Genomic DNA, 15,109 nt, shown 5'->3' with positions numbered 1-15,109 from the left:
ATTGGCAAATAAAAAGGACAAAGGACAAATGACAATTTATCTGGTTTCCATAGTTTCCACTCGGAAACGTTCAACGGAGGCGATTAAGTCACGGGATACACCTACTAAGTGTTGTAGGGCACCTGAAACTCTTTGTGCTTCTTGGGAAGTTTCTTGGGCGGTCAGTTCTACTGATTGCATTACATGAGCGACGGCGCGGGAGGTTTCCGTTTGTTCCACAGTGTCGCTGGTAATGGAGCGCACAAGAATATCGATGCGATTTGCCACTTGAATAATGTTTTCGAGCGATCGCTTGGCTTCTTCTGCCAATTTTGTGCCTTTAATTACTTGTTGTGTGCCTTCTTCCATTGCGGTCATTACAGAGCCTGTTTCGCTTTGGATTTGCATCACAATTTGTTCAATTTCCTTGAGCGATTTAGCAGATTTATCTGCTAGCTGACGCACTTCATCTGCGACGATCGCAAACCCGCGTCCAGCTTCTCCCGCCCTTGCCGCCTCAATACTAGCATTCAGTGCCAGCAAGTTTGTTCTGGAAGCAATCTGAGAAATCAACGCCACAATTTTAGAAATTTCTTGGGAAGATTCCGCCAACCGCTTCACTTTGCGAGTGGTTTCGGCAACGGTTTCTCGAATTTCTAAAATCCCTGCTACGGTATTTTCTACTGCTTCGCCACCCTTGAGAGCGATCATACTAGCATCGCGGGCAACGGTTTCAGCTTCCCGCGCCGCTTCTGCTACCCGCTGAATCGAGTCGGTCATTACTTGTACAGAATTCAGCGTTACTGCCAACTCTTCTGCTTGGCGCAAAGCATCACCAGATAAGGCTCTAGCAAAAGTTTCAGAGTTGGTTGCACCTTTTGTCACATCCTTCGCTGCCACTTTTACCTGTTGGACAATATCCCGCAGGTTTTGAATTGTTAGGTTAAAGGCGTCAGCTACGGCTCCCAGTACGTCAGCTGTCACTTCCGCTTGAACTGTTAAATCACCTCTCGCAGCTCCTTCCACATCATCCAAGAGGCGGATCACCTGACGTTGCAGGTTTTCTTTGGCTTCCTCTTGTTCATCGGCTTTGCGTTGGGCTTCACTTGTGGTTGTGAAAATTACCCGCGCCATTTCATTAAAGCCAGTGGATAAATGCCCCAATTCATCTTCGGAATATACTGTAGCTTGAGCATTCAGATTTCCTTGACGTACAGCCTCAAACTGAGCTTGCAGGTCATTAGTTGTGCGCCGAATTTGTTTAAGCGCCAGATTCCCCATGAAGCCTGCGGTAGCAAAACCTGCAATCCCAGCGGCTAGTGACATTGCCCAACCGGTGTTTCTGACTGTTTCTCGTTGTTGGGGTGGCGAAAATGTGGTAGCGACAAAGCTAACTGTGGCTACAACCAGCGCCGAAACAATGCCCACACTTCCAGCGATTAACCATTGTTTTCGTTCGATGGAGGCATTTTCTAATGGTGCTAACCATCCTTGCTCAATGCTGACGTTGGGTTCTAGTTTGGAGATATCTGTTTGGCTAAAGACTGGAACGGCTTCATGGGAACCAGTCATTGAGAAAAGTTCTTCTTCGCGATCGGCTGAATTACTTGCAAAAGCCTCCCCTACTTGCGGGCGTCCAGTATCACTAGTTTCTGCTGAACCAGAATGCATTGCCGCATTACCGAAGTTAGAATCTCCTTCCATCAGGTCAAACCCTGGAATATTGCCTAAATCGTCAAATTCCTCAAAGTCATCTAAAAACTCGATATTGCTCTTAGAATTTTCTCCATTTAGTATATTGCTTGAGTCTTCATAAGAGTTTAAACTCTCTGAGCCAAAGGCAGACTCAAATGCTTCCATATCAAAATTTTCATCGTCATCGAAGCTATTTTTCCCGATGAATTCGCCTGATTTAAACTGCTTTTCCTTCTGAGGTAAATTACTATTAAAAGATGATGTATTATCAGGTAAATTCCGCTGAAAGTCTGATTCTGACTCCACTTTTTTTGGTGTTAACCAACTATGGGATTCGGTTTCAGACAAGTTATCGTGACTGCCGTATTCCAAGTTATTTGTTGTTGGCGAATCATTTCTCGGTTCTTCTGAAACAATCAGTAAAGTTTCGTCTCCAAAACTAGATTTTTTATATTCTAAATTTCCCATACTCTGAGATGGAGACTTTGGCTCACTCAACAAATCAGGGAAATTATTCTCGTTATTACCAGTTTGTGAATTAGAAGATGAAGGGTTATTATTGTCAATAGTTGAATTTCCGTAAGGAGAATTTATCCCATTATCTGAGAATTGACTATTTGCTAATGATTCTTCGGAAATCTCTTCTGAGATACTTTCCTGCCAAAAAGCAGGCAACTCTAATTCTGTGTTCTCCTCCCAGTTTTTATTTGACTCCTGTTCCTGTGATTCTTCATTCATGGCAAAAGGGTCATCACCAAAAGCTATAGAAGAATCTGAGATTTTTTCTGTTCCAATACTATCTTCTGTGGGCAGATCGAATGGACTTTTTGAAGATGTATCTTCAACACCATTCATACTTTCTTGATGCTCTCCAAAAAAGTTCAAATCAAGGTTTTCGCTGTCAAACTCCTGATTAGCGCTTAAATCTTCTAATTCTGATTCGCTATATGCCAGTGGATCGGATATCTCTGAAGAGTTTATTTCCTCTTGACTTTCTGATGGATCGATCTGCCCACTAAATGACTCTAAATATTGATTGATATTGTCAATTCCATTCTTGGCAAAACCAATAATTTCTCGATCGTTAGTCAAGCCTAACACCTGTTGATATTCTTCTTTTGCTACATCATAGTGCTGTAAAACATAGTAGATGTGACCCCTCAACAAATGGGTATTGGGGTCATCTGGTAAATTTTGCACCACTTGGTCAACTAAAGTGGCCGCAACCTCATAATTTCTTTGAACATAGGCGGTCATCGCCTGTTGATATGTTGGCTCGTAATTATCAATACTTGCTGTCATTTCCTCCTCCAATTTCATCCTGCCCACCTAGCACTTCGTACAATTGCCATTTGATCGAGCAGTCGTAGACACTGATTGTTTTTAGCACCTAATGACCACTCTCCACGTAAAAAGGGAGCCATCGTATCTGGAACACTAGTTGGTGGCATCAGATTCTGGACATCCAACCAGTCCATACCACCGATTTCCTCTACTGCTAAACCCACTATTGTGTCTTGCTCTTCAATAGCAATCACCGAAATTTCAGCTCTATCCGTGTTTAATGCACCTGCTTCCCCCAGAAATTGACCCAAGTCGGCCACCCAAATAACTCGACCTCGTAAATTTAGAGTACCCAAAAGTAAAGGAGAAGCATTAGGAATCGGGGTGATTCTATCAGGACTTAGTTCAATTACCTCTCGGATGCCAGTTGCTTGTAGTGCAAACTCCTGATGCGAGGGAATGTAAAACCTCAAATGTAACTCACCTTCAGGACTTTCTACTTGTAATTCTGGTCGAAAGTGGTCTTGACCGCTGCCACTTAAAAAGTCCGGTTTGCTGACCATGTTGTTTTTATCCTTATCCTCGCAGCAGTTGTTTGACTGTTCCTACCAACTCGGTTGGTTGAAACGGTTTGGCTATGTAGGCGTCTGCACCCTGCTTCATGCCCCAATAGCGATCGAATTCTTCGCCTTTAGAAGAACACATAACTACTGGGACATTTTGGGTTTTTGGATCGGATTTTAACCGCCGACAAACTTCGTAGCCGTTCATTCGGGGCATGACAATATCTAATACCACTAAATCTGGAGGTGCTATTTGAATTGCCTCTAATGCTTCTAATCCATCACTAGCATGGGTAACTGTTAGGCCAGTTGCTTTCAGGAGGTCTGTAATCATCTCCCTTTGCGCTATACTGTCTTCCACAATCAGAACTGTGCTCATAATTGTCTATTTACCTCCTGATTTAGACGTTCCTAATTGGAACATTCCCTGATTCCTCCGCAAGTATTAACTGTATAAATTAATTTTATGCCTTCACTATTTTCCCGGAGATTGACGTTTTACTCAGTTAACTGACTCTGTGATAACATCTTTTAACTCATCTTTTAGTAGATCAACAAATCTTTGATCTCTTTATATGCCCCATAGGTGAGAGAGATGAGGGAAAAATAATTAATGCCCCATGCCCAATTTTCATTGGTTGTTGATATATTTTTCTACGAGCATAAGTAACTCAGTATCTGTAAACGGCTTTGTCAAATAATCTGTTGCCCCGACCATCCTAGCTTTGACTCGATCCATAAACCCATCTTTCCCAGTAAGCATGATAATCGGTGTGAGCCGAAACGCTGTTGAATGTCGCAGCATGGCACAAACCTCGTACCCCTCTAATTCCGACATGGCAATGTCGCATAAAATTAAATCTGGTTTGAGTTGAAAAACCAGACTCAGTGCTTCTAAGGGATTGGTGAGAGCGATCGCTTCATAACCTTGTGGTTGTAAGATGGAATTTATAGTCTCACCGATGGCGATCGCATCGTCAATACATACTATCCGCCCCATTGGTTTTTCTTTCAATTCCCAGCTACCCGTGTGTGTACCTGGGTGATTAGTCTCTGAATATACTAGTTGTAGCCAACTTTGTTGCACATAAGGATATATTGCCTTAGCGACTGTCAAAATGTCTCGGTTGAGATGGCGAGCTAGTTGTCGTAAGGATGTTTTACCATCAGCCCAATGTTGTAGCTTATTCACGGTTGCTTCTGGTAAAGAAGATTGTAGCTGAACTTTGTCAGATAGCACTGGCAATTGTTCTGGAGACTGAATGTGTGGATAGAGTTGCTTCCACTGTTGCAGCTGCTTGGTGATTTTTGTCACCAATGGAGCAATTTCATAAGTGTTTAATTGCGGGGCAAGTGCTGCACCCTGATGGAAAATGAAGTTACCTTGGCGTAAACTCAGCAAATCAAAGAGAGTTTCATGCACCAAACCGTAAATGATACTACCAGCTATCTTTGGGTTGATGATATTCCGCTCCAAGAGTGCCCAAAGATAGGCATACTCTGGCGCGTCGGTTGGTGTTAGGGAGGCAATTTGTTTGTCAGTGAGTCGCATCTCAACTCGATAATGACGTAAATAATCGCTAATTCTGGATAAACTACTCTCGCCTTCTTGGCAATAAATAATTTGACCATTCACGAAAAAGACGAACCAAGACTGTTGTTTAGGGCGATAAATGCTTGCTCCATCTCCACCCAGTTTGTTGTTATGGTGAGAGCTATAAGCTTCTACCCATAGTTGCCCTGTTCGCTGTCCCAATTCAATCAATTGCAGGATACTGCAAATATCAATTTCATTTAAATTTCCCTGCATTTAGCTAAAAAGTACTCCTTAAGTATTGCTGAGTTCTGAATCGTGAATTATGACTTCTTCTTTAAGTATTGATTATGGAGTATTGAAAAGATTTTTACTTTGTTCTGATTGTCATTAGGGAATACATTAAACTATAAACCTTCATCTTTCGTAATACACTTTGACAAAGCTAGTGTTAACACGGAAGTCATCATCACTGTCATCAGTACAAAATATAAAGGCGCGACCAGATCGCTTCTATAAGTATCAAGACGTAACATCTTGCGTCTATAGTTTTGTCTGTCTTGTTCTCCTCAACCTCGGTTCAGTGAGACAAGTTAACAGAATTATTTAAGGTATATCTCAAAACACGAACTTTAAGTGCATCAATAAAGGACTAACGGTGTGCTGTATTTAGCAGAAGTACAAAAACAGAAAGGTGGTTTACTCAGTGGCGGTGCCAAAACTGAACTGAAACTGCTAGCTTGTCAGCGAACTGACCAGAATTGGAGTACTGTGTCGGAAGAAGTGATTGCCGCTGAGGACGCAAGCAAATTAAATGATGGTGCTTTAGTACTGGCTGAACTGAATCCGAATCGTCAAGTGCAGCGGATTCAAGAAGCAGGACGTCCACTCGTCAACATTTTGCAGAATTTTTCCCGCCAGTTGGAGAAATTTAAGCTCAAGGAAGATGAGATCGATCAGTGGAAACAGTCACTAACATTTCAGGCGCAAGAGTTGAATCGCCGTGAAATGGACATGGAGGTACGCTCGGAACAGTTGCAACAATTGGAAGATGAGGTACAACACCTAGAGGAGCAAAAACAGGAAGTTGACACCTCCCGCCAGGAAATTGAACGATTACAAGGAGAAATTGAGCGCAACCGCCAAGAGTTGGAAGGCGCTTGGGAGCATTTACGGGGTGAGCAGCGTCGCCTGGAAGAACGCCAAGCGGATTTTCAACAAGGGACGGTTTTGGATGAGGAGCAAAGTCGAGTAATGAGTGAGTTACTCGATCGCTTGTCTAGTCATGTTGTTCCGACGGTAACAGTCAGAGAACACTTGCATCTAGCCTTTGAATTGGTCGAAAAGCAGCAAGCGACTCTTACCCCGCACTGGCAAAAACTGGAGGAGGAAAAAATTGCGATCGCACAACAGCAAGAAGAAGTTGAGCGTTTGTCACAAACCTTTAGCGATCGCCAAAATGCATTGCAAGAAGCACAAAATTCTTTAGTTCAGCAAACAGCCCAATTACAAATAAATACAGCAGACCTTACCAGTAAGCAAGAGTATGCTCGGCTCGTCAAAGAGCAGTTACGAAACGCCGAAGAGTTATATCAACAGATTCACTCTTTAGCGGCAACATCTGGTGATGTAGTTCTCGGCAGGCAAGCTGATGTGGAGGCTTTGGATAAAATGCCTTTAGAAGAACTACAAAAGATAGTGCAAGACTTGCAGCATAAGTTAGAAATCGATGCTAGCTTTGTTCACGATCAAGAACAAGAACTGAAATATAAACAAGAAGCTATAGAAGAACTCCAAACTAAATTAAATCAAGCATCTGACAATGACCATATCAATTTGGAACTAGAACTAACTGATGAAAAAGACCTTTATCAGATGCTAAATTCCAGTTTGGTGGGACAACGCCGCAATATGCTACAGCACCAGAAGTTTCTCAAGCAACACAAAGCTGTAATGCTGCGACGCCAAGGACATACTGTTACTGAAGAAGAAGAAAGTAACAACAAAATTAATTTAGAACCGATTCTGCTACAAATTGAAACCCAGCGACAACAATATTCACAGGAAATCCAAAAGCTGGAACGTGAGATTGAGCAGATTCGTTCTGGTATTGAGCTAAATCAGGGAATGATTGACAATCAAACTCACGATCTAGATGAAAAGCGCCAAGAACTGAAAGCGATCGAGGAAAATTTGCTATCCCTACGAAGAACAACTGCTGAATTATCTGGTCGAGTGAATCTTTATCAAGAAGCGCTACAACCAATTCAGGATTCTCTAGATGGATTACGGCAAAAGCTGCAAGGAATTGCAGAATCTTTGGATCAATTCCAGGAAACTGGTGATTATCAAGTCCAAGCGATCGCTCAGTTGCGTCATACTCTCCAGAGTTTAATGCCTCAGCCAGTATTACTAGCGTCTTAATAAGTTTTGGGGCTTTAGCTATAGGAATCCTATTTGATTTTTGAAAAAGACTACGAGATAATACGGATGAGTTGACAAGTGTAAGAGCAGACAATGATAAACCAGCATCTACAATCGGCAATACTACCTGGAGGAGTGGCAACTGCGATGCCTGCGGCGGGCGTAGCCATCGCTGAGTTACAAGATTTCATAGCAGCTTGTCGTGATGCCCGTGAAGCAAGAAAAGCTTTGGCAGTTAAATTGATTTACCAAGATTACTTGTACGAAGAAATCCAAGCTATTCTAGATGTGTCTTTAGGCTCGATAACAGGCTGGAAACAAGCCTATGAGCAGGATGGAATTAATGGACTGTGCTTGAACTACACTCGTGAGAAAAAGCTACCTGAGTGCTGAACAGCGAGAAGAAGTGTTGAGTTGGCTGCAAACCAAGAACTGCTGGGAACTGGGTGAACTGGAGTACAAATTAGCTTTTGAGTACGACGTAGTTTATGATTCGAAACAAAGTTACTACGACTTATTTGATGCCGCTGACATCAGTTGGAAGAAAACCACAAAGCTGAATCCCAAAGCCGACGAGAATGCTGTTGCAGCAAAAAAAAAGAGATTGAGACATTGCTGGCACATCACAAGCGTGGAAATCGAAACAGGAAAGTTGAGAGTACTGCTAATTGATGAATGCCATTTAATGTGGGGAGAAATAAGATGGTTACGTATGGGGAAAAAGTGACCAAGAAATATCAGTCCCAGTTGTTAATGAACGAGATAAGCAGACATACTATGGGGCAATTGACTATCTGCAAGGAAAATTAGTTCTCAAAGCTTATGATGCGGGAAATTCAAAAAATACTATTGATTACCTACAATATCTGCTAGCTGACTCTCCCGATCAGCAATTACTAATTTTTTGGGATGGCGCTAGTTACCACCGTTCTAAAGAAGTTCGAGGTTTTTTGGACGAGGTAAATCTTGGGTTGTCATCTGAACAATGGAAAATACATTGCGAACGCTAAAGCTCCCAATTGCCCAGTACAAAATCCTATTGAGGATATTTGGTTGCAGGCTAAAACATGGGTTCGACGTTTTTGTGCTTTGGTTCCTTCATTCTCTCATTTAAAGTGGATGTTTGAGTGGTTTATCCGACACACTACCTTTGATTTCGCTACTCTCCAGATGTACGGAGTTTTTTCAAAAATCAAATAGGAGTCCTATAGGCTAAAGCCCAAGTATGAACTACGAGTTTAGTTTATTACTCTATAAATAAACTAGATTCTACATGAAAAAACTCTCCCAGTTTACGAGCTTGTTCTGTATTTATCTTTTCTTGTCCATTTAAAATATTATCAACCAAATTTTCTGTCCCTAAAACTGATACTAAATCATCTCTACTTCTCTCAGATTCTTCTAAAAGAAATAGCAACATAGACGTAGAATTATTTTGCTGGCTTGGCTGATAATATTCTTGTTCAAACTTTTCAATTAAAGTAATTAATAACTGATAAAGTTCGTCTTCTTCTAGGGTGCGTTCCCGGTGCATTAAATCTTCCACTATCCCTAAAGCTTGCTCGTTTTCAGCTTCACTTTTTATAAGCTTGGGAAGATAAGCTGTTAATAATTCCTTGTATTTATCTGGATTAAAACTAAGGGTCATTTTTCCAGTTCTCTTTATCATATTCTGCATGGTTGAGTATATATTTAATATAAATTAACTGTCCTTCATAATCTATACTAACAATCAAGCGATATTTATTTCCTTTAATATTGAATACTGTAAAGTTACTAACAGCTTCAGCTTTAATAAAAATTTGCTGTACTTCAATAGACATCTCCAAAATAGTAATATTCTGTGCTAAAAGAACATCATGAGAAGTTTTTCGACACAAAAATATGAGTGACATACTGAATCACATTGAGGAAAATCCCAAAGAAACAAAGCGGTTAATTGGTATGGGGCATGAACAGTTACAACAATTAATCTATAATGCGGAAAAATTACACAATGAACAACAAGCGTTGTTAGAATCCCAGAAAGTTAGAATTATTGCTGGCGGTGGAGGTCGTAAATCAAAGTTATCTATCAAAGAACAAATAATTTTAACCTTGGTATATCTGAGGCATCTGACAACTTTTCAACTTTTGGGTATCCAGTTTGGAGTAAGTGAGTCCACAGCAAATGATACATTTAATTATTGGTTGCCACTACTGAGAGAATTGTTACCATCTAGTTTAATTGAACAGGTAAAAAAAAATAATCTGACTATGAAGTAGTTAAAGAGGTACTGACAGAATATGAATTAATTGTAGATAGCTATGAACAAGTGAGGGAAAGACCTGGAGACAATAAAGAGCAAGAAAAATATTATTCAGGAAAGGCAAGAAAACATACATTTAAAAGTCAGATAATTATCTTGCCACATGCCGGGGATATCGTTGATGTTATCGCTGGCGAACCTGGTCCAAAAAGCGACATAATTTTGTTTAGAGAAAACCGTGATAACTTTGACCCAAAACAGAAATTTAAGGGGGATTTAGGATATCTAGGAGAAGATTTAATTGACACCCCAATTAAAACACCGAGAAATAGCAAGTTAACAATTGACCAGAAAAAAGAAAATAAGGAGTTTTCATCCAAACGAGTATTTGTTGAACACCGAATCCGTTCAGTCAAAATATTTCGAGTTGTTCAAGATAGATTTAGATTAAATCTAAAAAGTATGAACAAGTAATTTTGACAATTTGTGGACTAGTCAGATTGCGAATTGGAGCGTTAATATTGCCAACAACAATAGCTCCTTTGCCATCAGGCTAAAATCAACGCATATAACTACATATTTTTGCCTCATTATTATCAAGAAATATCTCAAAGCCTTATTTTATCGTATAGACTAGCTAGTTAGCTAACCTTGCGCTTAGATATTATGAGCTAGTCACAGCAAAGCTTTGATAGTTTTTGGAGATGTCTAATTAAATTTGACCATTTCGCTTTAGTAGCAACCTTATACCAATTGCTTAATGCTTCCTGACAATCTGCATGGTTTTCTGCATATTCTCTTAAGATTCTAAAACTAATAATGTGCATCCTCCCTGATAACAAAAAGCCTTTAAATAACTATTTCAAACAGATCCAGTCGCCTTCTACTTGAGCGATCGCACCACCAGGAAATGGGTCGGTTTGCGATCGGTTGGGCGCTATAATTAAAGCCGTTAATTTTTCGATGTGTTCAAAACTAGGCGCATCAGTCAGTATTTGCTGCAATACCTGACGCATCACCCGACGTTGCAACGCCAGTGGTGCTTTCTGTAATACCCGACGATTTAACCGTAAGGGAAGAAGAGTAAGAGAATCTTTTTCATGTCTCACGCCTAATGCCCCATCCCGCAACTGCTGGGCAGCTTTTTCCAAATATTCCACTTCCGCTTGTAAAAGTTCTGCTGTTTGGGCTAGGGCTGATTCTACTTGGGGGTTGAAATTATCTCGCAAATATGGTAATAATTCTTGGCGGATGCGGTTGCGGGCATATTGCAAATCTTGATTGGTGGAATCTTCCCAAATTGGTAATTTAAATTCTTCACAAAATTGCGCTGTTTGTGTGCGAGTAATTTCTAAAAGTGGACGTACTAACAGAATGCCTGTAGTTAGAGGGCGTTGCCAAGTCAGGGCTTGTAAGCCATCAGCACCAGTACCGCGAATTAAATTGTAGAGGAGAGTTTCGGCGCGATCGCTAGCGGTGTGTCCTGTCACTATATACTGATAATTATTTGCCTGAGCGATCGCACTTAAAACTTGATAGCGCCAATCGCGTGCAGTAGCTTCACTATTTATCGGTTTGTTCGCTGTTTCTAAATAAAAGGATATACCCCAAGTTTTAGCTAAATTTTCGACGTGGTTAGCATTAGCTTCGGAGTCAGAACGCCAGCGATGATCGCAGTGAGCAATACCTAAATACCATCCCCATTTGGATTGTAAATCTAAAAGTAATTTTATTAAACACAGAGAATCTTGTCCGCCGGAAACAGCGATTAATAGCCGCTGGTTGCGCTCAAATAAGTGACGCGATCGGATGGTGCGATGGATTTTCGCGTGTAGGGGAGTCCATACCATTTTATTTTTTCAGCGCACACAGACACAGATAATTTTCTATTATATCTGTGTATATCAACTTGGGTATTAGTTTTTACCTTCATTCAGTTGCTGCCGAAGGTCGTCAAGGGGAGAGTTTTCGTGTTTGATATCTAATCGATTATCTTCGATTTCAGTTTCATCAGGGCAGAATTCTAGGCGTACTCTAATTTTACCTGTCCGCCATTGTTGACCGGGTATTAAAACACAACATTCAAATCCTTCTCCAAATACTCTTGATCCTGACGATGTAAAGTGTTCTGCCCAAATTTTTTTGATTTCCTTGAATAACTGAAACACTATTTGAGTGCGGGGTAAATTTTCAAATGCTTCTTGATGAAAATGCACAACATCATCATCAGGATTTAAAGGTTCCCATTCATCATTCATAATCAATTTCCTGTAACTAAATTTATAGTTCCCAAGAGACTGGAATGAATTGTTTGGATTTGACTGACAGCCGCAACTTATTTAACTATCACTGCTAGTTGGGGGAAACTAATGAAGAGTCATGAGTACAGTTAGCGATAGCGGGGCGTTGAGTAGCGATCATCACCCTGAAGATGGGGTGATAGAGATAACTTACTTAAAACAGATAGTGCTAATTAAAACTTAGTATCTATCTCTTACCCAAGGGTAGAGGACATTATACATCATAAATTTATGTTGTAATTAGTGCCGGGTAGAGGTAGCGTAAAGTGGACAATTTGACAATCTTTAATACTCAAACTACTTGGCGTATAGTCATAATCTGTCCGCACGCAAGAAGAACGCAAGACACTTAATATATGGTTCAGAATCTCGAAAGAACACGCCAGAGTGCAAGGTTTCCAGAAACTGCACCGGCTGCTAATCCCGTATTTTTTAGAACCTATAGCCGCCGTACAAAGGCGGGACTAAGGGAAACATGGGATGAGGTATGCGATCGCACTATACTCGGCTTAGTCGAATTGGGAAAGCTAACTCAAGAAGAAGCTGCCACACTGGATAAGATGCAGCGCAACTTGAAAGCTATGCCCAGTGGACGCTGGTTATGGGTTGGTGGTACAGATTGGATAACCAAGCCAAAGAACTTTTCCGGGGCTTATAATTGCACTTCTACCAATCTCGAAGACTGGAGTGCCTTCGGCTTAATGATGGATCTAGCAATGATGGGCTGTGGTACTGGAGCCGTCCTAGAACCACAATTTATTAACCAGTTGCCTCCGATTCGCAATCAACTGAATGTCACTGTAAAAGGTGAAATTGGCAGCACTCCTGTCCAACAGCGACGTGAATATACTGAAACTCATATAGAAGGCAATAACGTCACTATTCACGTTGGAGATAGCCGTGAAGGTTGGGTTGAATCATATCAAGCCTTATTAGAACTCTCTACTGATGAGCAATTTTCAGCAGAAGTGGAAGTATTAGTTGATATCAGCGATGTCCGAAAAGCAGGAGAAACTCTCAACGGCTTTGGAGGAGTTGCAAATCCGGTGAAATTGCCCGGACTTTATCAGCGTTGTGCTTCCATCTTGAATAAAACTGTAGGGCGGCAATTAAATTCAGTTGAATGCTGTCTGTTAATCGATCAAGCTGCTGTAACAATTGTTGCCGGGAACATTAGGCGATCGGCTGGTATGAGGCAAGGTTCTAGCGAAGATAGTTTGTTTGCCGATGCCAAAGATAACTTATGGCAGCAAGATGAAAATGGCAACTGGCGAATCGATCCAGAGCGTGATGCACTCAGGATGGCAAATCATACCAGAGTTTTTCACCGCAAGCCGACCTTAGAAGAATGTGTTGGTGCTGTCCGCAAACAATATTACAGCGGAGAGGGAGCGATTCAATGGGCTGGTGAAGCTGTAGCGCGATCGAACATAGATTTGCTACCAACACAAGCTCTGAAAGTTGAGTTTTTACAAGCCTATGAACAAGGAACAGCAAAACAGTGGTTAGAAGAACGTTATTCAAATCTTGATGCTAATGAGTTAGAACATCGTTTAGCTCGTTACGCTTTAAATCCGTGTGGTAATTGATTTTGCCTCACGTTAAAAACCTCGCAAAAACGGGGAAAGCTGAGATGCTAATCCCGTGGTAATCAAAGGAATTAAAAAGTCTTTGACACCGTACAGCGTAGAGAGTGAAACTAGATTACATCCGAAATTGGTGTCTAGAATATAATCTCTCCAAGAGTGCGGGGGCGGATGTGAAAAACACTTGTGTTGAGCGGAGCCGAAACACTTTTATTATTTGAAGTCACATCTGCAAAATGTACGCGGAGCTACTGCAAATAATCAAGCAGTAGAACTAGGGGATAAAAAGCCTCTAGGGTAACAAATCTGGAAATCATCGGCTCTAATTTCCACTGCAATTTGTCAGAGGTTCATCTTAATCAAATTGACCCACATAACTACAAAGAACAGGAGGAAGCTTTCACCGCTGGGGCGTTATCTGTAGCAACACTTTTAAATCACAAATTCCTGGAACCACGCTATCAATACAGCCGTGAATTAGACCCGATTGTGGGAGTTTCTTTTACAGGTTTATTTGATTTCTTTGTCCATGCTTTTGGTGTTGATTGGCTGCGCTGGTGGGAAGAAGGAAGACCAGCAACTCCACAAGGATTAGCTTTCAAGCGTGAGGAAGAGAAATACCTCAGTTCTTGGAGAGATATTGTACATCGGGTAGTTTGGGATTATTGCGATCGCCACAATCTCAAGCGCCCAAATCGCTGCACCACAGTGCAACCCAGTGGTACTAAGGCTTTATTAACTAATGCTAGTTCAGGGTGGCATCCTCCCAAAGCTCAAAGATTCATTCGTCGAATCACCTTCGGTAAAAATGACCCAGTAGCCTTAGCTTGTATTGACTATGGTTACAACGTCATTCCCTCTCAATCAGACAAAGATGAACACGGCAATTTGCTTAACGATCCCTTTGATTCACGGGTGAGTGAATGGCTAGTGGAAATCCCTGTTTCTGTGACTTGGGCTGATTTACCAGGGGCTGATGAAATTGATGTTTCTAAGTTTTCAGTCTTAGCCCAATTTGATTTTGTCCTCCAGGTTCAACGTTGGTACGTGACTCACAACACATCAGCTACTTTGGAACTTCGCTCTGATGAAATCGAGCCTTTAGGACAGCGCATTTACGAAACCATTCAGAATGATGAGGGATATATTTCAGCAGCTCTTTTAGCACGTTTTGACGATTTGCAATCATTCCCACGTTTGCCATTTGAACCAATAAATAAATCAACCTACGATCGCTTAACTCAAGAAGTGAAAGCGCGGCGCAAAACAGATGATTTCTGTGCAGTACTAAGCCGCTACGATTTAGGCGAAATGACAGAGGCTGGCCCTAGTGGTTGTGATTCTGATAAGTGTATGTTTCCCGATCAGCAACCAAGCTCATAAGGTGAAGTGATATCATGTCCGTATAATTAGTTATGATTTCCACAGTCATTGCACCCCACCCCAGCCCCTCCCCGCAAGCGGGGAACTCGGGGCCCCCTCTGGGGATTAGGGG

General features: G+C 41.4%; 10 protein-coding genes and 3 pseudogenes. 5 read left to right on the top strand and 8 right to left on the bottom strand.

The window, feature by feature from the left end:
- Positions 1-36 precede the first annotated feature (36 nt).
- From CDG76_RS29030 to CDG76_RS29015, 4 genes are all read right to left on the bottom strand, one after another.
- Entirely contained in the window at positions 37-2,976 is a 2,940-nt protein-coding gene (locus tag CDG76_RS29030; RefSeq protein ID WP_094352509.1) for a methyl-accepting chemotaxis protein, read from the bottom strand.
- Positions 2,977-2,990: 14 nt separating this feature from the next.
- Positions 2,991-3,521, bottom strand: coding sequence for a chemotaxis protein CheW (locus tag CDG76_RS29025; RefSeq protein ID WP_094352320.1), 531 nt, complete (start codon positions 3,519-3,521; stop codon positions 2,991-2,993).
- 13 nt (positions 3,522-3,534) lie between these two features.
- Positions 3,535-3,900, bottom strand: a complete 366-nt coding sequence (locus CDG76_RS29020) for a response regulator transcription factor (RefSeq protein WP_069073698.1) — start codon at positions 3,898-3,900, stop codon at positions 3,535-3,537.
- A 252-nt stretch (positions 3,901-4,152) separates the two neighbouring features.
- Positions 4,153-5,331 (bottom strand): response regulator, encoded by a 1,179-nt coding sequence (locus CDG76_RS29015; protein ID WP_094352319.1) that lies wholly within the window; start codon positions 5,329-5,331, stop codon positions 4,153-4,155.
- A gap of 384 nt (positions 5,332-5,715) precedes the next feature.
- On the opposite strand from CDG76_RS29015, the gene hmpF reads away from it, so the two are divergent.
- The gene (gene hmpF, locus CDG76_RS29010) at positions 5,716-7,479 is read left to right on the top strand and encodes a pilus motility taxis protein HmpF (protein WP_094352318.1); all 1,764 of its coding nucleotides are present in this window, start codon (positions 5,716-5,718) and stop codon (positions 7,477-7,479) included.
- Between the two features lie 93 nt (positions 7,480-7,572).
- A pseudogene (locus CDG76_RS29005) lies at positions 7,573-8,679 on the top strand (IS630 family transposase).
- A gap of 46 nt (positions 8,680-8,725) precedes the next feature.
- On the opposite strand, the gene CDG76_RS29000 reads toward CDG76_RS29005, so the two are convergent.
- Together CDG76_RS29000 and CDG76_RS28995 are read right to left on the bottom strand one after the other, a co-directional pair.
- A complete protein-coding gene (locus CDG76_RS29000) occupies positions 8,726-9,127 on the bottom strand; it encodes a helix-turn-helix domain-containing protein (protein ID WP_094352317.1) in 402 nt (133 codons plus the stop codon).
- Positions 9,117-9,296, bottom strand: a pseudogene (locus tag CDG76_RS28995) (type II toxin-antitoxin system HigB family toxin); the annotation flags it as partial. The gene CDG76_RS29000 and the pseudogene CDG76_RS28995, both read right to left, overlap by 11 nt.
- A gap of 67 nt (positions 9,297-9,363) precedes the next feature.
- Between CDG76_RS28995 and CDG76_RS38705 the strand changes: the two are divergent.
- Positions 9,364-9,744: a helix-turn-helix domain-containing protein gene (locus CDG76_RS38705; RefSeq protein WP_223265441.1), complete on the top strand. Its 381-nt coding sequence runs from the start codon at positions 9,364-9,366 to the stop codon at positions 9,742-9,744.
- A gap of 50 nt (positions 9,745-9,794) precedes the next feature.
- Positions 9,795-10,202, top strand: a complete 408-nt coding sequence (locus tag CDG76_RS38700) for a transposase family protein (protein WP_262984373.1) — start codon at positions 9,795-9,797, stop codon at positions 10,200-10,202.
- Between the two features lie 383 nt (positions 10,203-10,585).
- On the opposite strand, the gene tilS is transcribed toward CDG76_RS38700, so the two are convergent.
- Both tilS and CDG76_RS28980 read right to left on the bottom strand, forming a co-directional pair.
- Positions 10,586-11,578, bottom strand: coding sequence for a tRNA lysidine(34) synthetase TilS (gene tilS / locus CDG76_RS28985; protein WP_094352316.1), 993 nt, complete (start codon positions 11,576-11,578; stop codon positions 10,586-10,588).
- A 66-nt stretch (positions 11,579-11,644) separates the two neighbouring features.
- Positions 11,645-11,986 (bottom strand): KGK domain-containing protein, encoded by a 342-nt coding sequence (locus CDG76_RS28980; protein ID WP_094352315.1) that lies wholly within the window; start codon positions 11,984-11,986, stop codon positions 11,645-11,647.
- Positions 11,987-12,384: 398 nt separating this feature from the next.
- On the opposite strand from CDG76_RS28980, the pseudogene nrdJ reads away from it, so the two are divergent.
- Positions 12,385-14,997 (top strand): annotated as a pseudogene (gene nrdJ / locus CDG76_RS39750) (ribonucleoside-triphosphate reductase, adenosylcobalamin-dependent).
- Positions 14,998-15,109 lie beyond the last annotated feature (112 nt).

Origin of the sequence: Nostoc sp. 'Peltigera membranacea cyanobiont' 210A, assembly GCF_002246015.1 — a bacterium.
GTDB lineage: Bacteria > Cyanobacteriota > Cyanobacteriia > Cyanobacteriales > Nostocaceae > Nostoc.
The sequence above is the reverse complement of the archived record's forward strand: the minus strand, read 5'-3'. Positions and strand labels throughout refer to the sequence as shown.

Excerpts from the sequence above, each read along its gene's own strand:
- CDG76_RS38705 (WP_223265441.1), top strand. The coding sequence starts at position 9,364 with ATGAGTGACATACTGAATCACATTGAGGAAAATCCCAAAGAAACAAAG.
- CDG76_RS29000 (WP_094352317.1), bottom strand. The coding sequence starts at position 9,127 with ATGACCCTTAGTTTTAATCCAGATAAATACAAGGAATTATTAACAGCT.
- CDG76_RS29025 (WP_094352320.1), bottom strand. The coding sequence starts at position 3,521 with ATGGTCAGCAAACCGGACTTTTTAAGTGGCAGCGGTCAAGACCACTTT.
- CDG76_RS29020 (WP_069073698.1), bottom strand. The coding sequence starts at position 3,900 with ATGAGCACAGTTCTGATTGTGGAAGACAGTATAGCGCAAAGGGAGATG.
- tilS (WP_094352316.1), bottom strand. The coding sequence starts at position 11,578 with ATGGTATGGACTCCCCTACACGCGAAAATCCATCGCACCATCCGATCG.
- CDG76_RS28980 (WP_094352315.1), bottom strand. The coding sequence starts at position 11,986 with ATGAATGATGAATGGGAACCTTTAAATCCTGATGATGATGTTGTGCAT.
- CDG76_RS29015 (WP_094352319.1), bottom strand. The coding sequence starts at position 5,331 with ATGCAGGGAAATTTAAATGAAATTGATATTTGCAGTATCCTGCAATTG.
- CDG76_RS29030 (WP_094352509.1), bottom strand. The coding sequence starts at position 2,976 with ATGACAGCAAGTATTGATAATTACGAGCCAACATATCAACAGGCGATG.